We start from the raw sequence: 20,735 nt of genomic DNA, 5'->3' as shown, positions 1-20,735 counted from the left end.
AGTTTCTGTGGTGATATAGTTTTTTCACAGTCAGAATGAAATGCTAGGTATCCGGAAGCATAAAGATAAAGTGTCTCAGAATGCCTATAAGAAACATTAAAAATATACGAATGAAACTATCAAAAATATTGGCTGTACTGGCCTTGGCTGTCTTTTCTCAGAATCAGGCACAAAACTATTTGAATTATAGCGTAGGAAATGCCCATTCACATAATGATTATATGCAGGAGATTCCTTTCTGGCAGGCATATTATGCAAATTTCGGTTCCATTGAAGCAGATGTCTTTCTGGTAAAAGGTAAACTTTGGGTAGCGCATACAGAAAAGGAACTTTCATCAGACAGAACCCTGGAGAATCTTTATCTGGATAATATTTCTAAGCAGATCAAGCTGAACAAGGGTAATATTTATCCTGATGCCAATAAAAAACTGCAGTTGCTGATTGACATCAAGCAGGACTATAAAACGACTCTGAGTGCTTTAGTCAATACTCTGAAAAAGTATCCGGAAATTACAGGGAATTCCGGAATTAAGATCGTTATTACCGGAGGAAGACCTCAGCCGGTAGATTTTAAAAACTATCCGAATTATCTGTATTTTGATGGTGATCTGGATAAAAACTATTCCCCCGATCAGTTGAAAAGACTAGGAATGTTCAGTGCCGATCTTCCGGGCATTGTAAAGTGGAACGGAAAAGGAATTCCAAGAGATGAAGAAACACAAAAGATAAAAGAAGCAGTAGAGAAAGCACATTCCCAACAGAAGCCGATGCGTTTCTATGGAGCGCCTGACTTTCCGAATGCATGGGTAAACCTTATGGATCTGGGCGTGGATTATATCAATACCGATCATATTCCGGATCTTAAAAAATTCATGAATACCATCCCGAAAAACTTTTATAAAAATACAAAGGAGTATGCAACTTATACTCCCACTTATAAAACAGATGGAGTCAGTAAAAAAGTAAAGAATGTCATTCTCCTGATTCCGGACGGAACTTCTCTTCCGCAGTATTATGCTGCTTTTACCGCCAACAAAGGAAAGCTGAATGTTTTCAACATGAAATCCACAGGGCTGTCTAAAACGAATTCCTCTAATGCGTATATTACAGATTCTGCTCCGGGTTCTACCGCATTTGCAACCGGAGTGAAAACCAAAAATACATTTGTAGGAGTAGATCATATGGGAAAAGCGCTGGCTCAGATTCCTGATATTATTGCTGATAAAGGTTTGGTTTCAGGATTGATTTCCACAGGAGATGTGACCGATGCTACTCCTGCCGATTTCTATGCACATTCTGATAACAGAAACAGTTCTGAACCTATCCTGAAAGATTTTGCCACCTCTAAAACCAAGATTCTGATTGGTGGACCTACAAGCGGATTGTCTCAGGAAAACCTGCAAAAATTTAAAGAAGCAAAAATAGACCTGTATCAGGATCTGAAATCTGTGAATAAAATCATAAACCGTACTTTGATCATCGATCCTCTGGCTTCCCAAAGAGTGAACCAAAGAGGAAACTGGCTGGCTGATGCATTCGATCTTACCTTAAATGATCTGAAAAATAATAAAAAAGGCTTTTTTATGATGGTGGAAGCTTCCCAGACTGACGGTGGCGGACATAGCAACAATATAGAACAGCTTGTTACTGAACTGTTGGATTTTGATCATGTAGTAGGAAAAGCCATGAAGTTTGCTGATGAAAATAAAGAAACCCTGGTGGTCGTTGTAGGAGATCATGAAACCGGAGGTCTGACCCTTCTGGATGGAAGTCTTAAAGAAGGCTGGGTATTTGGGAACTTCAGTACCAATGATCATACTTCCATTCCATCAAGTGTTTTTGCTTATGGTCCCAATTCCAAAGAGTTTACCGGACTGTTTGAAAACACGGAAATCTTCAATAAGATCATGGCGGCTTATGGTTTCCAGAAATAACTTTTAATACTTTTTTTTACTAATGTGGCTGTTTCATTTTTGAAGCAGCTTTTTTATATTTTAATGAAAACAATAAAGGCTGCCTCCCATAAGCGAAGCAGCCTTTCAATATATCTAACAAAAAAATTAGAAATTAGTCTTTACGATCAGCTCTGACAATTCGGCATTTACAAAATCGATCGGCATTACTCCATAAGATCCTTTAGTATTCGTCTGGAAGAATGTTTTAAGCTTAGGATTGATGCTGTTCGAAACCGTAGGAATACTTGGAATCCCAAAAATTCCAGGTTTGTAACCACTTGTAAAATTAACGAAGAGTTTTCCACTCGTATCATTTTTCGCTTCATTCAAAAGGTTTGAAATACCATTCCATTTATCATCGTTATTCGTTACCTTATAATAATCCTGAACTTTCAGGGATGCGCCCGGATTATTGATCTCGAATGTCGTATTATCTGCCCATGAAGTAGCATTGATCCCTTTAGCAGTTCCGGCTGAGAATCTTCTTAATAATTTGATTTTCCCTCTCACTTCTCCAAGGTTGGGAATAGTCGTTCCAAGATCCCATCTCGAAGGTTTTTTCTGAACATAAGAATCAAAAGTCTGTTCAAAACTTCTTGTCGTATTGGAAGCGTCATACTCTTCTTTTACAGACATAATGATTGTTTCAGAAGGGTGACTTTCCAGGAATGCATAGCAGGCATTAAGCACATCATCAAAATTCAGATTTTGGTAAATTGCTCCGTGATGAATGGTGAAAGAATTGTCAATATGTCTGCAACGTATATCCAGAAAACGAACTCCTGCATTCAGTTGTTCCGCAATGCTGAGGTCCTGAGTTTTAGCCGTACCTGATACAACAGGGGCATCTACACGGGCTCCGGAATCATGAGTTCCGGGAATCGAAATTTTTGAAAGGGAAATATTATCCTGTAATCCGGACATCCAGTTATTCATAACAATAGGCACCAAAGAAGCTGTTCTGGAACTGGCTTTTTCCATGGAGCTTACTCCTGTATTATCAGAATCTCTTTCAATAATGCTGTCATTGGAGCAGGAAAAGAATACTCCTGCAGTAGCAATACCCAAAGTAATGGCTGCCAGACGTCTCATGTTGTACTTGAACATAGTTTTATTTTATTTTTATTGTCACCTAAAAATAAGAATATATCAAGATAAGAGGAGTTAATTTAAGTTTAAGAGAAGATTAAGTTGCTTTTAAAAGAAGGACGTTCTTCAGAAAGTAAAATGGTTCTTCGAACCGGGAATAGGAAATTTGTGTTCTCCGATTTTGAAATCAATCATTTTAATAAGAGTTTTCAGCCGATGAGTAAAGGCTTTATAAAAATTTTCCTGAGGCGCTTTATCTCCATCGAAACAGGGATAATATTGCTCATCTACAATCACTTTTCCTGTTGAGAAATTAGCTTCATGCAGGATATTAAATTCGCAGGTGTCGTCAAAGTTTTCCTGTGAGCCGATCAGGAAAAAATCACCATCCTGAAATCTGAATGTATGTTTGTAAGCTAAGGTATGTCTTGAATTGGTATCAAATCCCTGGGTGATGACCAGAGCGTTATTTTTTATAGAAATCTGTGGCGGACCGTTGTTTTCAGGGCTGAAACCCATTCCACTGGAAAAAAGAAATCCTGAAACTTCCTTCCATATCTTCAGACCATGATCCGTATTTTTAAGAATATAAAGAACTCTTTTGTAATCTTCCTCAGGATATTCTTCTTTTGAGGCCCTTGTATTTGTATTGAATACCAAGATTACCTCATCCTTACCGTCTTTATCCAGATCTCCCTTGGCTTCGGCAATTTTTTTATATCCTCTCGGCACAGAAAGTGGCTTCAGGTTCTGAGCATAAGAAGTAAAGATAAATGAGAGAGCGATGAAAGAAAACAGTTTTTTCATATCGATGAGGTCAGAAAATTATAATCCGGTATCCTCTTTTACGATCAGATTCGAGTCATCTAAGCGGCACAGACAGCCTTTTATCGTTTTGTATATTCCGTCAATATCTGTTTCTTTCCCTTTGGCATCCGTTACTGTGACGCCTGTAGAATAAGATTCATCTTCAGCCTGATACGTTTTGAATAACTGATACTGGTAGCCATTGTTGGTAAATGTCAGATAATTGAGAGACATCCCGGCGTTTTGTTTTCCGCCGCCTCTGTAATAGGATCTGTATTTGAATTTCTGCCAGCTGTCTTTTGTTCTTTCCGAAGGAAATTCCATTTCTACATGATTCTTGCTTCCAAAACGATACTGGATATATCCATCTTTTTTATCCTTCACCAATGTCATTTTCTTTCCATTTTTTGTTTCAAAAGAGTAGATGATTTCTTCATTGGGAAGCAGGTATTGTGCCCAAAGTGACAATGGAAGAGCCAAAGCAAATAAGATAAGGTATTTTTTCATGATTGGGTGTTGTGTATAAATGATGTGGTAATCTGAAAAGATCAGGTGACCCATTTTCAAATTACCACATTTTCAGATTTTCATATTAATGTGCCATTACATCGGCAAGGTCATTCCAGAACATCGGATACGATTTTTCAACCACATCTTCATCTTCGATATTGAGTTCCCCGATCAGGCAGAACGGAGCAAAGCTCATAGCCATCCTGTGATCCTGGTAAGTTTTGATCGAAATAGAGTCTTCCGGTTCTCCAAAACTTACAGAGTCAATCGTTAGATCTGTGATTTCCGTTATCGTACCTAGTTTTTTCAATTCATTATATAAAGCAAGAAGCCTGTCGGTTTCCTTTACTCTTAAGGTTCCCAATCCTGAGATTTCAAAAGGAATCTTCAGTGCCGCTGCAGTGACACACAATGTCTGGGCAATATCCGGGCAGTTGTTCATATCCAGAACGATTTTTTCAGGAAAAGAAAAGTCCGGCTGAGGTTGCAGTGTTATTTTATGCTCATCTTCAGAGAATGTAGTCGTAATGCCGAAGAATTTTTCATAAATTTTTGCAATGGCAGAGTCTCCCTGAGTAGATTCTTTGTAAAAACTTTTCAGGTGGATGGTTTCCCTTCCCAATGCACAGATGGAGTAGAAGTAAGATGCCGAGCTCCAGTCACTTTCCACTTCATAGCTAAGTGCTGCTGCATGGTTTTCAACAAAGGGTTCTACCTTTATGATATTTCCTTCAAAACTGTTTCTGATCCCAAATCTGCTCAGAATATCAAGGGTCATTTCAATATAAGATCTCGAGGTCACTTCCCCTACAAGATGTATTTCCAATCCGTTTTCAAGTTTCCCTGCAATCAGAAGCAGAGATGTAATAAACTGGCTTGAAATATTGGCAGGAACATTCACTGATGTCTGTGTGATTTTTTTTCCTGTAATTTTTAAAGGAGGGAATCCTTCATTTTCAAGATATTCGATGTCTGCACCAAGATCTTTCAGTGCCGTTACCAGATTTTTGATCGGTCTTTCCTTCATTCTGCCAGAGCCGGTAAGCACAGTCGTTTTTCCTTCCTGGATAGAATAATAGGAGGTAAGAAAACGCATGGCTGTTCCTGCGTGGTGAATGTCTACAATCTCAGTATCTTCAGATAATGCTTTTTTCAGCAACTGGGTATCCTGAGAATTGGATAAATTCCCGATTTTTATTGTATTAAACAAACTTTCCAGAATCAATAAACGATTCGAAATACTCTTCGAACCGCTGATCTGTACTGTTTTATTTCCAATTAATGTTGATTTTTCAAGCTTCTTCATTATTTCATTTCTATTTTAAAGACATACAGTCTGTTAAAGTGGCCTTATTTTTCAATTCATCCTTAAATTTTTCAGGAAGATGAATCTGAGTCGAACAGAAGTTTTTTTCTTCGTATTTTTTTAATTCCGGATTCCAGATCAATGCTTTGCCTTCACTATAATCCGCATTTTAATAGTATAAATTCTCTTTATCATCAGCATAACATAACCAGTAATGATTGTCGCTAAAGGTTACATTTAAGGGTTGCTGATAAAGAATTTCTCCTCTTTCGTCTGTAATCGCAAATATTTTGGAAGCGTTTTCCAGATTTTTTACCATGATTTTCTTTTCCGTTCCCCAGGCATAAATTCCATTGGTTGTAATAAACCCTTCTTTCACGAATTCATATTCAGGACGTTCAGAAGTGCAACAGCTTAAAGAAATAACAGTAACGAATAACAGACCGAATTTCATGGCTATTTTAATTTTTCATTATTCTGATGCCGATCCTTATCACGGTCGGTTTTGATCTTCATTTTCCTGTCAAAAGCATCCTGAAGATTCACTCCCGTTTGATTGGCCAGGCACAATGTTACAAAAAGAACATCTGCCAGTTCCTCTCCCAGATCTTTAGTTTTGTCACTTTCCTTTTCACTCTGCTCACCATACCTTCTGGCAATGATTCTGGCGACTTCGCCTACTTCTTCCGTCAGCATGGCCATATTGGTCAGCTCATTAAAATATCTTACGCCAATGGTTTTGATCCACTCATCGACCTGCTGTTGTAATTGGGTAATTTCCATTATTGATAAGCTCCTAAAGTAGGATTAGTAGTTCTGGATACATTCACAATGTCAAAAGGTACACTTCCTGCTACGGCTGTGTTTCCTTTGCCTCTTGCCGGAGAAGTTGTTTTTACCCTTAAATTCATTTTGGCCATGAAATAATTGACAAACTGAGGATCTTCATTTTTAATGCTCTGTACCACATTTACATTATTGTCAAAAGGGAAACCAGCTTCCGATGTTCCGGAATATTTTAATAAACAGTTCTGGATAAAAAATTCAAACTGCTGTCCCGGGGTCTGTTCAAAATGTACAGAATTGTCTCTGTCTGAGTAAACAATACTGTTTCTTATATTAAGTTGCTGCAAAGCGCCCTGTTCGGTTTGTCCTGCATCATTTTTCCACTCATTCGTTGCAAAAATTCCGTTTCTTTCGAAGCTTCCCATAGTCTTAGAATAGTTAGCAATCGTAGCGTGCGTATAGCTATGTTTTCCACCTCTGAAAATTCCGATGCACGATAAGCCGCAATTGTTCATGACAAGATTGGTGGCATTCACTGTAGAACCTACGGCATAAATTCCGTATTCAAAGAACGTGTGGATAAATGAATTGTTGATAGTAGCTGTGTTCTGTCTCATTTCAAGCCCTCTCGTTCCTCCGAAAAGTCTTGCATGATTCATATTAAGGATAGAGTTGGCTTCCATTCTGATCGAGTTCCAGTTTTTAGAAATCGTATCATAATAAGGATCATTTCGGTCTCCACGGATGATCACCTGCTTATCCATTGTTCCGTTAATATTTAAAACCGCTCCGGAAGAAACCTTCATTCCACTGTTTTTATGGAAATAGACCTTAGTTCCCGGGTCAATATCCAGAGTGACACTAGGATTGATGGTAAGATCTCCATAAATAATCTTAGCTTTATTGTTGCTCCATGTTGTAGAGCTGGTAATCAGATTCGGATTCGAAGGAGTCTGAATAAAAAATTCAGCATCCTGTACTACAGAAAATAAAGTCACATGCTGTTGTCCGGCAGGACCTGTGAAAACAACTTTATCTTCCGCAATAGCCTCAGGTCCCGAAGCTTCAGGGGAAATTTCAACAAAAATATAAAGACTGTCTTTCTTTCTTAAAGGAACATTCTTAAAATCATAGCCAGGTTTTCCATCTACATTGATTCTGTATAATGAAGCGGCTCCCTTTTCAAGATTCACCCTTGGAATCAGAATGTCCTTATCTTCCTGATTATATACTTTTACAACATAGGTTTCCGAACGTACCTGGTGATAAACCGTATCACAGAATACCGTGTCTCTTGAAAAAGCCAACTGCTGTGAAGGCGCGTCAAAAGTAATATCATCCTTATTACATGATACCGCTACAAGGAGCATCCAGAAAGAAAAAGCCAGTAATAATTTGAATTTCATCGAAATTAAAGTTTAAGTAAGTTCCAAATGTAACGAAAATACTTGAAATTTCTTGTCATGGAAAAAAATATTGAATTCAGTATTTGGATATTTGAAAAAATGTCGTACTTTTGCAACCTAAAATTAGCAGAGAAATATCCATTACTATTTCGAAAGCAAACTTTAATTTTTTTAAAAATAGTATTATGAAAAACGGAATTCACCCAGAAAATTATAGACTTGTTGTTTTCAAAGATATGAGTAACGACGAGGTGTTTCTTTGCAAGTCTACTGCAGAAACAAAAGACACTATCGAGTTCGAAGGACAAGAGTACCCACTAATCAAAATGGAAATCTCTTCAACTTCTCACCCTTTCTACACTGGTAAAGTTAAGTTAGTTGACACAGCTGGTAGAGTTGATAAGTTCATGAACAAATACAAAAAATTCGCTAAGTAATTTTTGTATCACTACAATATTAAAGCCTTTCAATTTTTTGGAAGGCTTTTTTGTATCCGAAATTTACGAGTCTTTTAATAAACATAGCAGGTAAATATTTAACCTTCCATTCCTGTCTATTATCTATCCCTCTATTATCTTTTTGTCTTCCATTCCAACTTCCCACATCTTTTCGTATTTTTGTTTTGAACAGAACTTAGAAACTAAAAGTTGATGGAGAAGCAAAAAATCTCCAATTCCGACGATCGGTTTCTAATTTCCAACTTCTAATCTCTAACTTCTAAAAAATGCAATTAGTATTTTCAGACGCACAATATTGGGAAGACTTTCTTCCGCTTACATTTACCCGCCCGGTGGCTGCCATGCGATGCGGAATCCTTACATTTTCTGAGAGATGGCAGAAAATTCTGGAAAATACCGAGGTAACTTATTTTACGGAAATGTATCTTCAGGATAAATTTAAAAGTCCGGAAGATAAAGAAAGTCTTTTTCTGGTTCCCAATTTCCTGCCTACAGAAACGGTAATTCAGCAAATCAAAGACCTTAAACAGGGAGAAGCTTTGGTGTATGAAGATGAATTGGTAGCGGCAAAGATCAATATGAAAGGGTTTTCTTTGAATCAGATTGAGAAAATGACAGATATTAAGGAAGAGCTTATCTTCTTTAAAAAACCAGCAGATCTGTTTACCTATAACCATCATGCCATTGATTTCGATTTCGATTTGCTTACAAAAGGACGAACTTCACAGGAATTGTCATCTACCAACGGATTTTTAGGAGATAAAAACGATTTATTTATTGAAGAAGGTGCTCAGATTGAATTTTCTACACTGAATACCAAAACAGGAAAAATCTATATTGGTAAAAATGCAGAGGTGATGGAGGGATGTCATCTTCGTGGGCCTATAGTTTTGGGCGATGATTCCAAATTTAATCTTGGATCTAAAATTTACGGGGCAACTACGATTGGTCCGCATTGTAAAGTAGGAGGTGAAGTGAATAATATCATCATCTTCGGATATACCAGCAAAGGGCATGAAGGCTTTGTTGGAAATTCTGTGATCGGTGAGTGGTGTAACTTTGGAGCGGATACCAATTCCTCCAATCTCAAAAACAATTACAGCCACGTCAAGCTATGGAACTACAGAACCAAAGCTTTTGAAGATACAGGGTTGCAATTTGCCGGCCTTATTATGGGAGATCATTCCAAAACGGCAATCAATACTCAGCTGAATACAGGAACCGTTATCGGGGTAGCCTCCAATATTTTCAAACCGGGTTTTCCACCAAATCTTGTGGAAAACTTCTCATGGGGAGGTCTGAAGGATGATGAAAGATTTAAACTGGATAAAGTCTATGAAGTGGCAGAAAGAGCAATGGCCAGAAGGAAAGTAGCTTTAACAGAGGAAGATAAGGCGATTCTGAAGCATATATTTGATACGTATTAATCCAATTAAAATAAAAACTTCAATTTTTTTTGAAGTTTTTTTATTTTTGATGTAATAGATTAGAAACTCTGGTTGTCTTACCTATAAGAAACAAAACTCATGACCCAGGAAACCTTCAAGAATACGGTGTTTATTCTCAAAGACGAGATGTATCGTTTTGCGAAACGGTTCGTCATGAGCAGTGATGAAGCGGAAGATGTGGTACAGGATCTCATGATGAAGTTTTGGCAAAAGAGAGACGAGCTTGGGCAATTTGGAAATTTTAAGTCCTATGCGCTGAAGTCCGTCCGGAACGAATGCCTGAACCGGCTGAAGCATCACGATGTAAAGATCGGTTTTGCGGATATGCAGCTGCACCGCTCGGAGCTTTATAATATGGAAGTTGATAACCTTAAGGAACATATTGTAGGATTTATCAATCAGCTCCCGGAAAAACAAAAGATGGTGATCCATCTGAAAGATGTGGAGGAGTACGATATTTCTGAAATTTCTGAAATGCTGGAAATGGAAGAAAATGCGGTAAGGGTAAACCTTATGCGGGCAAGACAAAAAGTAAAAGAACAAATCTCACAACTGATGAGCTATGAAAAAAGATCAATTACAAGATAAATATAACGAAATCTTCAGCGACCTCAAGGAAGACAAAATGGACTGGAGCTTTGAAGATTTTCTCCAGAAGGCAGAAGGTGAAGAACCTGAGGAGAATGCTGCTCCAATTATTCCGTTGGAAGAAAAGAAAAAACCGTCTTTTCCTAAATGGTTCTGGATGGCCGCCAGCGTCATGCTGATTTTCGGGATCGGATTCTTTCTCAATAATAAAGAGACCGGGGCGGGTGTTCAGGACAGAGAAAAACTGGTGAAAGATGAAATCTTAAAACAGAAAACCGGATTTTTGGAAGAGAACAGAGATCATCAGGAACAAGTGGCCGTGAACCATACGGATTCTATTCCCGAAGCAAAAAAAGATTCTGTCTTTCAGGATAATCACGTAGCGGAAAAAGATGTTCTGGACGAGATCCTGCCAAAAAGAGGAAGACTTAAAAAAGAAGCAAGACCAAGATATGTCAGCAATACTTCTTTCCAAAATAAAAATTTAAATGATTCTACAGTATACAATGATTCTTATGTCATTGTAAACGGTAAAAGAATCAGCAGTGAAAAAGAAGCGATAGATGTTACCCGATATTCCTTCATGAAATTAGGAAGCGAGTTTAAAAAAACAGTAGCATCTTCTCAGAAAAATGAAAACCTTGACAACGAATACTAAAATCAGATCAGCCTCATGAAAAAGATATTTTTTATAATCGCCATAATTTTAAACAGTTTGGTAACTTATTCTGCACAGACTGACAAATTAAATAAACTTTTCCAGGATTTTGAAAAGAATGGCGGAGTAACGTCCATCAATATCAAAAAACCTATGTTCAAATTGTTGAATACCATTGACGTCAATGATGCCTATGTGGGAAAAATAAAACCTATTCTGAACGAGGTGGATGGGCTTAAGATTCTGATTATTCCGAAAGCTACGTTTCCGGATGATCTGAAGAATGAAAATCTGGCTAATATAGGTTTGAACGAAGAAAAGACAGAGAAAGTAAACAAAGCTTTGAAAGCTCTTAATTTCAACGAACTGATGTCTATGAACAGCGATGGCACATCCATGAAGTTTCTGGCTGAAGACGAAAAAGATAACTATCTCGAAAACCTGGTGTTTAATGTAGACTCCAAGGAAGAGAATATTATTTTTATCCTCAACGGGAAAATGAAAATGTCTGATGTGAATAAAATTGTCAATTCCAGCGAAATAAAGACAGGTTCTGCCAAAACAACATCCCTTCGAAATGATCTCACTTCAGATAATACCTCTTCTTACCTGAACGGGGATAGCAGAAATGTAGGTGAATTCTCAAAAATAGATGCAAGTGTGGGAGTTATTGTTAACTATAAGCAGGACAATAACAGAAGTGTAAAAGTAATTGCTGATGCAGATAAACTGAAGTATGTGATCACCGAGGTGGAAGACGGTGTATTGAAAATATATATAGATAATAAAGGACAGCGAAACGTTAGATTTAAAAATCTGAGCATCAATGTTTCTTCTCCTCATCTGAAAGGAATCAAAACATCATCGGGAAGTATCTTTACAGCCGTGGATACTGTGATGGATAACAGTTTGGACATTGAAGCTGAAGCAGGATCTGTGATTAAAGGAAAATTTGATATTAAGCAGGCTGCTGCCGTTAACGTTAATTCCGGATCTGTTCTGAAAGCTGAGCTTAACGCTTCAAAACTGGCATTGGATATTTCAAGCGGAGCCAATGTAAATTTATCCGGTCAGGCAGCTTCCGCAGTGATTGATGTGAATAGCGGATCTTTTTGTAAAGCAGATGACCTTAAAATCGCTACAGCAGTAGCAGAATCTACATCAGGAGCGAGTCTTTCCCTGTTTGTTACAGATAAGCTTAAAGTAAGTGTTTCCTCAGGAGCAGCAGTAAAACTGAAAGGGAATCCGGAGCTTGATGCCAGAGTAGATAAAGTTTCAGGAGGAAGCCTTAGACAAACTAAATAAAAAGCTAAAACAATGAAAACCCTTAGAAACATTTTTCTGGCTCTTCTCATGATAGGGATGTTACAGTCCTGTGTGGTTTCAGAAAAGCCGAATATGGAGTTTTTCTCCAACTCAGCGTACGATTTCAAAGGAGCTAAGTTTACGAGTATTAATGTGCCGATGGTTCTGGCTAAATCTTACATCAAAAAAGCGTTGAGAGAGGAAGGAGAAAGTGAGGAAACCGTCAATTTGGTAAAGAAGGCTTCAAAGATAAAAGTACTTACCATAGAAAACGGAAGTAAAGAAATGCTTGATGACTATGCCCAATACCTGAATGATAATCATTACGAAGACTGGGCAACGATAAAACACGATGGTGATCATATCAATATCCGGGTAAAACAAAATGGAGATACAGTGAAAAATATGCTGATTACGATAGATTCTAAAAATAAAGATATCGTGTTCGTAGATGTGAAAGGGAACTTTACGACCCAGGATATTTCAAAAATGATCAGCTCAGTTTCCACCAGATAATTTTGCCTTAAAAGCAAATTAAAATAACAATTACAAGTAGTTTCAGACTTATTCAATTTATTTTGTAATCAAACCGTTCTTCAAAAAAGAGCGGTTTTTCGATTTAAGTTATTGATTATTAAATTTTATTTAAACTATCAAAAAGGATTTTCATATCTCGTCAAAATAACCTAATTTTGCAAAGAAAGTAAAGATGTCTATTCATAACAAAATTGTAGAGACAGCCATCACTTTCGATGACGTTCTTCTAGTCCCTTCTTATTCAGAAGTTTTACCTAACCAGGTTTCATTAAAATCAAGACTTACCGACAAAATCACGCTGAATGTTCCGATAGTTTCCGCTGCGATGGACACTGTTACTGAAGCTGATCTGGCTATTGCTTTGGCAAGAGTGGGAGGTTTAGGCTTTATTCACAAAAACATGACGATTGCTGAGCAGGCAGCACAGGTAAACCGTGTGAAACGTTCCGAAAACGGAATGATTTCTGATCCGGTAACCCTATCCAAAGATCATACTTTAGGTGAAGCTAAAGAGATGATGTCAAAATACAAGATCTCCGGACTTCCTGTAGTAGATGCTGATAATGTTCTGATCGGAATCATTACCAACAGAGATGTAAAGTACCAGGAAAATCTTGGGATGAAAGTAGAAGAGATCATGACCAAAGAAAATTTGATCACTTCAGACAAAGATACCAACCTTGAAAAGGCAAAAGAAATCCTTCTTAAGAACAGAGTGGAAAAACTGCCGATCGTAGATAAAGATAACAAGCTTGTAGGTTTAATCACGATCAAGGATATTGACAATCAATTAGAATACCCGAATGCTAATAAAGATCAAAACGGTCGTCTTATTGTAGGAGCAGGAGTAGGAGTAGGTGAAGATACATTAGAAAGAATTGAAGCTTTGGTTAAGGCTGGAGTTGATATTGTAGCGATCGATTCTGCTCACGGACATTCTAAAGGAGTATTAGACAGAATTGCAGAGATCAGAAAAGCATATCCAGATCTTGATCTTGTAGGTGGAAATATTGTAACTGCTGAAGCGGCAAAAGATCTTATTGCTGCCGGAGCAAACGTTCTTAAAGTAGGAGTAGGACCAGGTTCTATCTGTACAACCAGAGTAGTGGCAGGAGTAGGTGTTCCTCAATTGTCTGCAATTTATAACGTATACGAATATGCAAAATCTCAGAACGTAACGGTTATTGCTGATGGAGGAATCAAACTTTCAGGAGATATTGTAAAAGCTATTGCAAGTGGAGCAGGAGCCGTGATGCTTGGATCTCTTTTAGCAGGAACAGACGAAGCTCCGGGTGAGGAAATTATCTTCCAGGGAAGAAAATTCAAGTCTTACCAGGGAATGGGAAGTCTTTCTGCAATGAAGAGAGGAGGAAAAGAAAGATATTTCCAGAGTGAAGCTAAGAAATTCGTTCCGGAAGGAATTGAAGGAAGAGTACCTCATAAAGGAAAATTAGAAGATGTGATCTTCCAGTTAACCGGAGGTTTAAGAGCAGGTATGGGATACTGTGGTGCTAAAGATGTTGAAGCGCTGCAAAAAGATTCCAAACTGGTGATGATTACAGGAAGCGGATTGAAAGAATCTCACCCGCATGATGTAATTATTACACAGGAAGCTCCTAACTATTCTTTATAAAATTTAAAGATTTTCAGATATAAAATCGGCTGTCACATTTGTAGACAGCCGATTTTTGTTTTAGCGACGGATGCATAAGTTCTTTCATTCAATATTTTTGATTAAAATAAAAAGCTTCCGGATACCGAAAGCTTTAAGTGAGTTTATTTCTTGTAATAGTTTTACTTTTTCAGGAATTTAAATTCATAGTGCTGAAGATCTTTCGTGGTAATTTTTAATACATAAGTTCCCGGGATAAGCTGCGAAACATCTAATTTTGGATCAAACATTTCAGAGACTACAAGACGGCCGTCTATATTATATATCTGAACCGTACGACCGTTATCCATCCCTGAAATACGGATGAAATCTGAAACAGGATTAGGAAAAATCTGTATCTTTTTTTGCGTAACCTCGGTGGTTCCTAATGTAATCGTTTGTACATCGCCGGTCATGGTAGAATTGGCCGCTGTAAGGCTGCCTCCACATTGCCCGGTAGTTGTTGTAGTGTTTTCAGTCCATGTTCCAATGCTGTTTCCCGGAGGAATGGCTAAAGAATTATTTCCTGTGGAATTATAATAAATTAGATAGGGACTGGTAAAAGTTCCATTGCCTTCATCGGCCAAAAACTCCCACCTTGTAAGAGTGTTGTTCCACTGAATTTTAAACTCACAGGTTCCCAAACCGCCACAGGGCTGTCCATCAATAGGCGTTGTCATATAAATATTTTTATTGAAAGTATCTACTCCGGTTTTATTAAAAACAAAGTTTTGATCATCAAATAAATTATGACAGCCATTAAAAGTTATGGTCTGACCAGAAGCAAGGCTTCCAATTGTAAGACCTATTAAGTAAAGGATTTTCATAGTTGCTAATTTTGAGAAGGAAATATGCCTGTTAATGAAATAATACACTTCAGAGTAATAAACGGAGGTCTGTTTTCATGAGGCTGATTTCCTCCTGTATTATTCAGCATTGTACTTTTCATAGTAGTATCAGCTGTAGTATCAGAGTATTCCTTATCCAGAACCTTGGTGTTGGCCGGAAGACTTCCGGTAGGGATATTCTGATTTCCTTCAGCCGTTACAGCATTTACAGTATGGTTGTGAGAAGGCATTTGAGTAACATTCAAAGTTACACTTTCAGCACCACCAATTTGTCCCATAGTGTAATTGGTTGGCCCTCCGGGTGCCTGCCCGTTATGAACAAGTACCCTTCCTCTCATATCCGGTAAAGCAAATGTGGTAGTGCCATTTCCCCCGTAAGTAGTTCCCAAAAGTGAAAAAAGTGCTGTATTTTGAGCTATGGATAATAGCTGCCCATTACATTCTGCCCAGTTTTTTGGAACAAAAGTATAGGGTACAAATGCAATCTGTCCCAGAAAAGGATCGGAAGCCTGAGCTTTTAATGTAGGTGTAAATGCACCGCAGATGAGCAGTGTGCATAGAAAGATAAAGTTTTTCATGATAGTAGAATTTAGCTACATAAAGTTAGAGAATATTTTGTATGATTTTTTATATTTAAGTAAAATATTTATGTTAAATGTATATTTGTTAGATATTATTAATTAAAATATTTTATTTAATAGATTTTTTCTCTAATTTATTTTCGATAAAATGCCCCCCTTTATATTAACACCATGCCCCTTTTATTAATGAGAGATGGGATTAATAATTGCTGAAAACAACAATCGATAAGAACAGATTCGTTGCAATGAAGAAGACAAATAAAAAAACCACTGCGAATGCAATGGCTTTTGATGTGAATACGAATGAGATTTTCGCATCAATATTTTTTTAGTATTATTTACTATAAAATAGAACATGAACCTGGTGGCAGGTCTGAGATTCTTCTGCATCCTCCCGGACCACAGCAGAACACATCGGCACTACCGCAGCCAAAGTTAGGCAGCTCGCTGTTGCACATTTTAAATCCTCCTTTGATGCTTTTTAGACTTTCTCTTGAGATTTTTTTTAAATTTTTCATAATAATGAAGTTTTTGATTTTAATTTGTTGCTATTCAAATGTATCTTTTTTTATTAAGACTTTCCATTTTTTATACTATTTTATGATTTTGTATTTAAAATTCTTTTTGATTCGTATTTAGCCTTCCTACTTTCCAGCTTTAATAGAAGAATCCTGTCAGGCTTCAGATCATAAAAAAACCTTCCTGAATAAACAGGAAGGTGAAATATATTGATGGTATGTGATTACTTGTATAAATTATCTTTAAAATCATCGATCCGGAAATCGGTCAGAGCATTGCCTTTTTCAATTTTTTCCTTAGAATAGAGTCTGAAGTCATTTTCTGTTTTCTCCAAAAGATGATCATAAGGACCTACATGCGAAATTAATTTTACCAAAACAGGTGAGATCTCAAGACAGATAAACAGTCCCATGATAAAAGTTGCTGCCAGCCCAATAATCGCTGAGTTTTTACCCAGTTCATCCAGTGCCTGAAGCCTTGCGGCAAAACCATTGAATTTATCTTCAAAAGTTTCCGTAGACTTTCTCTCCGTTTCCAGGTTGGTGTAGACTTTAGAAATCTCTTTGTCTAGATATTCCAGTCTGGGAGCAGCTTGTTTCTGATAATTTTCAAGATCCTGTCTGCGCTGTTCCTTAAGTTCCTGTTTACGCTTGGCGTTAGGTCCATAGCCTTCCTTACCACTGGTTAGCCCAGATTGTTTCCCTAAGATTTCTTTCTCAAGCTCTACCGAAGCAGAGTCGTAAGCTTTCTGATATTGGGCAATTTTCCCGGAGATCTGTTGTTTCTCCGTTTCAAAAGGTCCGCTTTGCTGAAGAATTCTGCCATTCATCTCTCCCTGAAGTTGCTTTTTATTTCTTTGAATAATCGTATTCAACTGCTTGTTGACTTCTTTTTCAAAAATTTTAAGCTCCAGAGGCTTAGAAATAATGATTCCTAAGAACGTGGCCAGAATCAAACGCGGAATAGACATCAGTATCTGATTCCACCATGTTCCTGTTTTTTTGATTGAAGAAACAATATAACGGTCCAGATTGAAGATCATGAGTCCCCAAAGAATCCCGAATCCTACCGCAGTCCAGATGTTGTCAAATACGGTATACATAGCATAGCCTGCAGACAGCGTAGCAAATACTGCAGTGAATAGTACGATCCCTCCAATCCCTGAAAATTTATTCCATTCACTTGGAGTCTTTCTTAAAATATGAATATTCCCACCGGAACATATCATAAGAAAATGCTGGAACCAGTTTATTTTTTGATTCCCCTGATTTATAGTTTGTTGTTTTGTTTTCATCCCTGAAAATTTATACAAATGTAATACTAAAAATCATACCAATGTAAAAGATAGTATTATGTTTTACCAAGTAATTTATTTTTATGGATGAAATTACTGTAAAATAGGACGTTATAATGTAGGGTAAAATGGATAGGGAAATAGAATAAAAACATTATTTTTTTGATAAATCGATTTTAAAATAATATTTTTGTTTTCAAATAAATAAAAAATATTTGAAATATGAAGAAAATTACTATCGTTTTGCTGGTAGCATGGTTTTCTAATGCCTTTTCTCAAAATAATGACCATTATTGTGGTTTTGATGAAGAGATGCGGAAGATGGATCTGAAGTTTCCTGAGCTGAAAAAGAGGAGAGAAGACGTAGAAACCAAACTGAGAAATATGGATAAACAATCCTATCTCAATAAAGTAGGAGGAAGTACTTCTTGGAATGGGTTGTATACCGGACAGGTATTTGAAATTCCGGTTGTAGTACACGTTATTGAATCCAGTGCTACTCAGAATGCTAATTTAAGTCTTACCGATCAGAATATCCAGGACTGGATCGACAGGGCCAATCGTATGTATGCAACTACCTATGGAAATGGTTTTTATCCGGAAGGTTCAGGGGCTACAGGAGGAAATGTCATTCCTTTTAAGCTGGTTTTAGCAAAAAGATCACCAACTTGTACTCCTACCAATGGTATTGTGAGATATAATGGAAGCTCTCTTCCTTTATACGATACAAGAGGAGTAGATTCCAATGGTGGAAGTAATGGAGCTAGTGCTTCAGCTATTAAAGCGATGGCTCCACACTGGCCGGAGACTTCTTATTTTAATATATATGTCGTTATCGGATTTGATGGACAGCAGCAGAATGCCGGAGGTCTAATGGGGTATGCAAGATTTCCGGATTCCTATGATTATTTCTATGAAAGTTTCATGAAGGTCGCAACCTTAAAGAACTTAAATGATACTACCCTTACTCACGAACTGGGACATGCTTTCGGATTATACCATACTTTTCAGGGGATCAACTATACCAACCAGACCTCTTGTCCGGCAAATACTAATTGTGCGACGGATGGAGACAGAGTTTGTGATACTTCCCCATCGAGAAGTATGTATGGAGTTGCTGTTCCGGGGAATACCAGTATAGACCCTTGTACCAGCCAAAATTATGATGGTACTCAATATAATGTAATGAATTATACTAACTCTAACCGTAAATTCACAGAAGGTCAAAGAGATAGAGCAATCATGCAGATGATGGAATACAGAAAGAACTTATTGAGCTCAACCGCAGCACAGGACCCGTCCGTTGTAATTCCGTCACCGGTTTCTGTAATCGCCGCACAGTGTACTCCTCCTGGAATTGTAAACCCTGCCAATAATAATTTTGCGATAGGCCCTACAAGAGTTCAGTTTGGTTCGTTAAGCAGTATGACTAATGGATATGATTCAGATGAACCGGCACCGAAGTTTTACGAAGATTATACGACGGCAAGTTGTATCAGACCTGCTTATTATACGGAGATTCCTCTAAATTCCAGTACACCATTGAAAGTAAGTTATGAAAATGGTTTTAACCAGGCTAATAAGTTTACAACAAAAGTTTGGATAGATTATAATAATAATGGAATATTCGATGAGTCAGAATTGGTGGTCAATAATTTATCAGCTTCTGTAGCTGCAAGCGGAGGGATTACTCTTACCAATAATATTACGCCTCCTGCCAATGCTGTTACAGATACTTACCTAAGGATGAGAGTTGCTGTAGATGCTGCAACCTTTAATGGGGCTACTTTACCAGACCTTACAGCTTGTTCTCAATTACAATATGGTCAGATGGAAGATTATGCTGTAAAGATTACAGGTACTCTGGGGACTTTAGAAGCTAAGACTAATACAGATTCAAAATTGGTATACCTCAAGGCTGAAAATAAGTTGAAACTGGCAGGCAGCAGAGATGATGTATTTGGAGATTATCAGATCTACGATCTAAGCGGTAAACTTATTCAGAAAGGAAATGCCAGAACGAACGAAATTCAGATTGACAGGATACTTCCAAAAGGAGCATTTATTATCAATTACTCGAATAAAAACAAAAAAGAATCCAAGAAATTCTTAAATAACTAAATTTGAAAAAAGGCTGTCTCACTCTTGAGGCAGCCTTTTCTATATGGTTTATCCATTACTTCAACCGATCCGGATTCTGTTTCAAAAAACTTTCCCATCCGGAGTACGACTTGGTATCTGCTATCGTTCCGGAATTAAAATGATGACATACTGCAACGGCAAGACCATCAGAGGCATCCAGATATTTTGTAGGAAATTCCTTTAAATTAAGGAGATTTTGAAGCATTCCTGCTACCTGTTCTTTACTGGCATTTCCGTTTCCGGTGATGGCCATTTTGATCTTTTTGGGCGAATATTCGGTGATGGGAATATTTCGGTAAAGGCTGGCTGCCATGGCAACACCTTGTGCACGCCCCAGTTTCAGCATACTCTGTACATTTTTTCCAAAGAAAGGGGCTTCCAGAGCTACTTCATCAGGATGGAACTCATCGATCAACGACAGGGTTCTTTCAAAAATATATTTGAGTTTGGTTTCGTGGTTGGGGTATTTCTTTAAGATCAGCTCATGGATGGAAACCATCTCCATTTTACCTTTTTTCACGGAGATAATGCCAAATCCCATTACTGTTGTTCCGGGGTCAATCCCTAAAATTATTTTCTCTGAAATCATTACGACAAAGATATGACTTTCCCGGGTTTTGTCATGAGGGAAAATTAATGATAAAATTTTTCGTGAGAGCTTAAACTTTATTAACTTTAACTTTGGGCAGGAGGTTGGGAAAAGAATAAAGAGGAGTTGCAGAATAGATCAATTTCTCACATTTCTTTTAAAAGCTGTTTTTATTGCATTTAAAATGAATCATAAAAATCAGAATAAAGAAGACTTTTTTGGGGCTTCATAACTTTCTTTTTCAGCTGCAGACTTCCT

21 protein-coding genes are annotated in these 20,735 nt (G+C 37.5%); 9 read left to right on the top strand and 12 right to left on the bottom strand.

Going from position 1 to position 20,735, the window contains the following annotated elements; translation table 11 throughout:
• The first annotated feature begins 110 nt into the window (after nucleotides 1-110).
• Nucleotides 111-1,934, top strand: a complete 1,824-nt coding sequence (locus AC106K_RS20460; protein WP_482447291.1) for an alkaline phosphatase — start codon at nucleotides 111-113, stop codon at nucleotides 1,932-1,934.
• Nucleotides 1,935-2,060: 126 nt separating this feature from the next.
• Here the strand turns inward: AC106K_RS20460 and AC106K_RS20455 are convergent, their stop codons facing one another.
• The 7 genes from AC106K_RS20455 to AC106K_RS20425 form a co-directional block, all read right to left on the bottom strand.
• On the bottom strand, nucleotides 2,061-3,062 hold the full coding sequence (locus AC106K_RS20455) for a phosphatidylinositol-specific phospholipase C (RefSeq protein WP_482447289.1): 1,002 nt from the start codon (nucleotides 3,060-3,062) through the stop codon (nucleotides 2,061-2,063).
• Between the two features lie 108 nt (nucleotides 3,063-3,170).
• Complete coding sequence (locus tag AC106K_RS20450; RefSeq protein ID WP_482447287.1) at nucleotides 3,171-3,851, bottom strand: hypothetical protein; 681 nt, start codon at nucleotides 3,849-3,851, stop codon at nucleotides 3,171-3,173.
• Nucleotides 3,852-3,869: 18 nt separating this feature from the next.
• Nucleotides 3,870-4,358: a hypothetical protein gene (locus AC106K_RS20445; protein WP_482447286.1), complete on the bottom strand. Its 489-nt coding sequence runs from the start codon at nucleotides 4,356-4,358 to the stop codon at nucleotides 3,870-3,872.
• An 85-nt stretch (nucleotides 4,359-4,443) separates the two neighbouring features.
• Nucleotides 4,444-5,667, bottom strand: coding sequence for a 3-phosphoshikimate 1-carboxyvinyltransferase (locus AC106K_RS20440; protein ID WP_482447285.1), 1,224 nt, complete (start codon nucleotides 5,665-5,667; stop codon nucleotides 4,444-4,446).
• Between the two features lie 169 nt (nucleotides 5,668-5,836).
• Nucleotides 5,837-6,121, bottom strand: coding sequence for a hypothetical protein (locus AC106K_RS20435; protein ID WP_482447283.1), 285 nt, complete (start codon nucleotides 6,119-6,121; stop codon nucleotides 5,837-5,839).
• A 2-nt stretch (nucleotides 6,122-6,123) separates the two neighbouring features.
• Nucleotides 6,124-6,450, bottom strand: a complete 327-nt coding sequence (locus AC106K_RS20430; protein WP_047385875.1) for a nucleotide pyrophosphohydrolase — start codon at nucleotides 6,448-6,450, stop codon at nucleotides 6,124-6,126.
• Nucleotides 6,450-7,859 (bottom strand): hypothetical protein, encoded by a 1,410-nt coding sequence (locus AC106K_RS20425; protein WP_482447281.1) that lies wholly within the window; start codon nucleotides 7,857-7,859, stop codon nucleotides 6,450-6,452. Before AC106K_RS20425 ends, AC106K_RS20430 begins: the two co-directional genes overlap by 1 nt.
• A gap of 185 nt (nucleotides 7,860-8,044) precedes the next feature.
• Between AC106K_RS20425 and AC106K_RS20420 the strand changes: the two genes are divergently transcribed.
• The 7 genes from AC106K_RS20420 to guaB all read left to right on the top strand — a co-directional run bounded on the left by AC106K_RS20420 (nucleotide 8,045) and on the right by guaB (nucleotide 14,486).
• Nucleotides 8,045-8,296, top strand: a complete 252-nt coding sequence (locus AC106K_RS20420) for a type B 50S ribosomal protein L31 (protein ID WP_027375398.1) — start codon at nucleotides 8,045-8,047, stop codon at nucleotides 8,294-8,296.
• A 287-nt stretch (nucleotides 8,297-8,583) separates the two neighbouring features.
• Entirely contained in the window at nucleotides 8,584-9,744 is a 1,161-nt protein-coding gene (locus tag AC106K_RS20415) for a GlmU family protein (protein WP_482447279.1), read from the top strand.
• A gap of 99 nt (nucleotides 9,745-9,843) precedes the next feature.
• Nucleotides 9,844-10,353, top strand: coding sequence for a sigma-70 family RNA polymerase sigma factor (locus AC106K_RS20410; RefSeq protein ID WP_047098842.1), 510 nt, complete (start codon nucleotides 9,844-9,846; stop codon nucleotides 10,351-10,353).
• Entirely contained in the window at nucleotides 10,328-11,011 is a 684-nt protein-coding gene (locus tag AC106K_RS20405; protein ID WP_482447277.1) for a hypothetical protein, read from the top strand. Before AC106K_RS20410 ends, AC106K_RS20405 begins: the two co-directional genes overlap by 26 nt.
• Before the next feature lie 15 nt (nucleotides 11,012-11,026).
• A complete protein-coding gene (locus AC106K_RS20400) occupies nucleotides 11,027-12,316 on the top strand; it encodes a DUF4252 domain-containing protein (RefSeq protein ID WP_482447276.1) in 1,290 nt (429 codons plus the stop codon).
• 12 nt (nucleotides 12,317-12,328) lie between these two features.
• On the top strand, nucleotides 12,329-12,832 hold the full coding sequence (locus AC106K_RS20395) for a DUF4252 domain-containing protein (RefSeq protein ID WP_482447274.1): 504 nt from the start codon (nucleotides 12,329-12,331) through the stop codon (nucleotides 12,830-12,832).
• Between the two features lie 193 nt (nucleotides 12,833-13,025).
• The gene (gene guaB / locus AC106K_RS20390; RefSeq protein ID WP_482447273.1) at nucleotides 13,026-14,486 is read left to right on the top strand and encodes an IMP dehydrogenase; all 1,461 of its coding nucleotides are present in this window, start codon (nucleotides 13,026-13,028) and stop codon (nucleotides 14,484-14,486) included.
• Between the two features lie 161 nt (nucleotides 14,487-14,647).
• Here guaB and AC106K_RS20385 read toward each other — a convergent pair whose 3' ends face one another.
• The 4 genes from AC106K_RS20385 to AC106K_RS20370 all read right to left on the bottom strand — a co-directional run bounded on the left by AC106K_RS20385 (nucleotide 14,648) and on the right by AC106K_RS20370 (nucleotide 17,746).
• Nucleotides 14,648-15,331, bottom strand: coding sequence for a T9SS type A sorting domain-containing protein (locus tag AC106K_RS20385; RefSeq protein WP_482447272.1), 684 nt, complete (start codon nucleotides 15,329-15,331; stop codon nucleotides 14,648-14,650).
• Nucleotides 15,332-15,336: 5 nt separating this feature from the next.
• Nucleotides 15,337-15,930, bottom strand: coding sequence for a phage tail protein (locus AC106K_RS20380; protein WP_482447271.1), 594 nt, complete (start codon nucleotides 15,928-15,930; stop codon nucleotides 15,337-15,339).
• A 344-nt stretch (nucleotides 15,931-16,274) separates the two neighbouring features.
• Nucleotides 16,275-16,451 (bottom strand): bacteriocin-like protein, encoded by a 177-nt coding sequence (locus AC106K_RS20375; RefSeq protein WP_156173009.1) that lies wholly within the window; start codon nucleotides 16,449-16,451, stop codon nucleotides 16,275-16,277.
• Nucleotides 16,452-16,675: 224 nt separating this feature from the next.
• Nucleotides 16,676-17,746, bottom strand: a complete 1,071-nt coding sequence (locus AC106K_RS20370) for a DUF4407 domain-containing protein (RefSeq protein WP_482447269.1) — start codon at nucleotides 17,744-17,746, stop codon at nucleotides 16,676-16,678.
• 222 nt (nucleotides 17,747-17,968) lie between these two features.
• On the opposite strand from AC106K_RS20370, the gene AC106K_RS20365 reads away from it, so the two are divergent.
• Nucleotides 17,969-19,867 carry a GEVED domain-containing protein gene (locus AC106K_RS20365; RefSeq protein WP_482447268.1) on the top strand — a complete coding sequence of 633 codons (1,899 nt, stop codon included), beginning with the start codon at nucleotides 17,969-17,971 and terminating at the stop codon, nucleotides 19,865-19,867.
• Between the two features lie 55 nt (nucleotides 19,868-19,922).
• Here AC106K_RS20365 and ruvC read toward each other — a convergent pair whose 3' ends face one another.
• A complete protein-coding gene (ruvC, locus tag AC106K_RS20360) occupies nucleotides 19,923-20,477 on the bottom strand; it encodes a crossover junction endodeoxyribonuclease RuvC (protein ID WP_047098744.1) in 555 nt (184 codons plus the stop codon).
• Nucleotides 20,478-20,735 lie beyond the last annotated feature (258 nt).

This window comes from Chryseobacterium sp. FR048, assembly GCF_056844665.1.
Note: the sequence above shows the minus strand (reverse complement) of the source record. Positions and strands in the feature narration are given on the sequence as shown.

Excerpts from the sequence above, each read along its gene's own strand:
- AC106K_RS20385 (WP_482447272.1), bottom strand. The coding sequence starts at position 15,331 with ATGAAAATCCTTTACTTAATAGGTCTTACAATTGGAAGCCTTGCTTCT.
- AC106K_RS20425 (WP_482447281.1), bottom strand. The coding sequence starts at position 7,859 with ATGAAATTCAAATTATTACTGGCTTTTTCTTTCTGGATGCTCCTTGTA.
- AC106K_RS20405 (WP_482447277.1), top strand. The coding sequence starts at position 10,328 with ATGAAAAAAGATCAATTACAAGATAAATATAACGAAATCTTCAGCGAC.
- ruvC (WP_047098744.1), bottom strand. The coding sequence starts at position 20,477 with ATGATTTCAGAGAAAATAATTTTAGGGATTGACCCCGGAACAACAGTA.
- AC106K_RS20455 (WP_482447289.1), bottom strand. The coding sequence starts at position 3,062 with ATGTTCAAGTACAACATGAGACGTCTGGCAGCCATTACTTTGGGTATT.
- AC106K_RS20365 (WP_482447268.1), top strand. The coding sequence starts at position 17,969 with ATGAAGAAAATTACTATCGTTTTGCTGGTAGCATGGTTTTCTAATGCC.
- AC106K_RS20380 (WP_482447271.1), bottom strand. The coding sequence starts at position 15,930 with ATGAAAAACTTTATCTTTCTATGCACACTGCTCATCTGCGGTGCATTT.
- guaB (WP_482447273.1), top strand. The coding sequence starts at position 13,026 with ATGTCTATTCATAACAAAATTGTAGAGACAGCCATCACTTTCGATGAC.
- AC106K_RS20415 (WP_482447279.1), top strand. The coding sequence starts at position 8,584 with ATGCAATTAGTATTTTCAGACGCACAATATTGGGAAGACTTTCTTCCG.
- AC106K_RS20445 (WP_482447286.1), bottom strand. The coding sequence starts at position 4,358 with ATGAAAAAATACCTTATCTTATTTGCTTTGGCTCTTCCATTGTCACTT.
- AC106K_RS20370 (WP_482447269.1), bottom strand. The coding sequence starts at position 17,746 with ATGAAAACAAAACAACAAACTATAAATCAGGGGAATCAAAAAATAAAC.
- AC106K_RS20375 (WP_156173009.1), bottom strand. The coding sequence starts at position 16,451 with ATGAAAAATTTAAAAAAAATCTCAAGAGAAAGTCTAAAAAGCATCAAA.
- AC106K_RS20440 (WP_482447285.1), bottom strand. The coding sequence starts at position 5,667 with ATGAAGAAGCTTGAAAAATCAACATTAATTGGAAATAAAACAGTACAG.
- AC106K_RS20400 (WP_482447276.1), top strand. The coding sequence starts at position 11,027 with ATGAAAAAGATATTTTTTATAATCGCCATAATTTTAAACAGTTTGGTA.
- AC106K_RS20410 (WP_047098842.1), top strand. The coding sequence starts at position 9,844 with ATGACCCAGGAAACCTTCAAGAATACGGTGTTTATTCTCAAAGACGAG.
- AC106K_RS20450 (WP_482447287.1), bottom strand. The coding sequence starts at position 3,851 with ATGAAAAAACTGTTTTCTTTCATCGCTCTCTCATTTATCTTTACTTCT.
- AC106K_RS20460 (WP_482447291.1), top strand. The coding sequence starts at position 111 with ATGAAACTATCAAAAATATTGGCTGTACTGGCCTTGGCTGTCTTTTCT.
- AC106K_RS20395 (WP_482447274.1), top strand. The coding sequence starts at position 12,329 with ATGAAAACCCTTAGAAACATTTTTCTGGCTCTTCTCATGATAGGGATG.
- AC106K_RS20420 (WP_027375398.1), top strand. The coding sequence starts at position 8,045 with ATGAAAAACGGAATTCACCCAGAAAATTATAGACTTGTTGTTTTCAAA.
- AC106K_RS20430 (WP_047385875.1), bottom strand. The coding sequence starts at position 6,450 with ATGGAAATTACCCAATTACAACAGCAGGTCGATGAGTGGATCAAAACC.
- AC106K_RS20435 (WP_482447283.1), bottom strand. The coding sequence starts at position 6,121 with ATGAAATTCGGTCTGTTATTCGTTACTGTTATTTCTTTAAGCTGTTGC.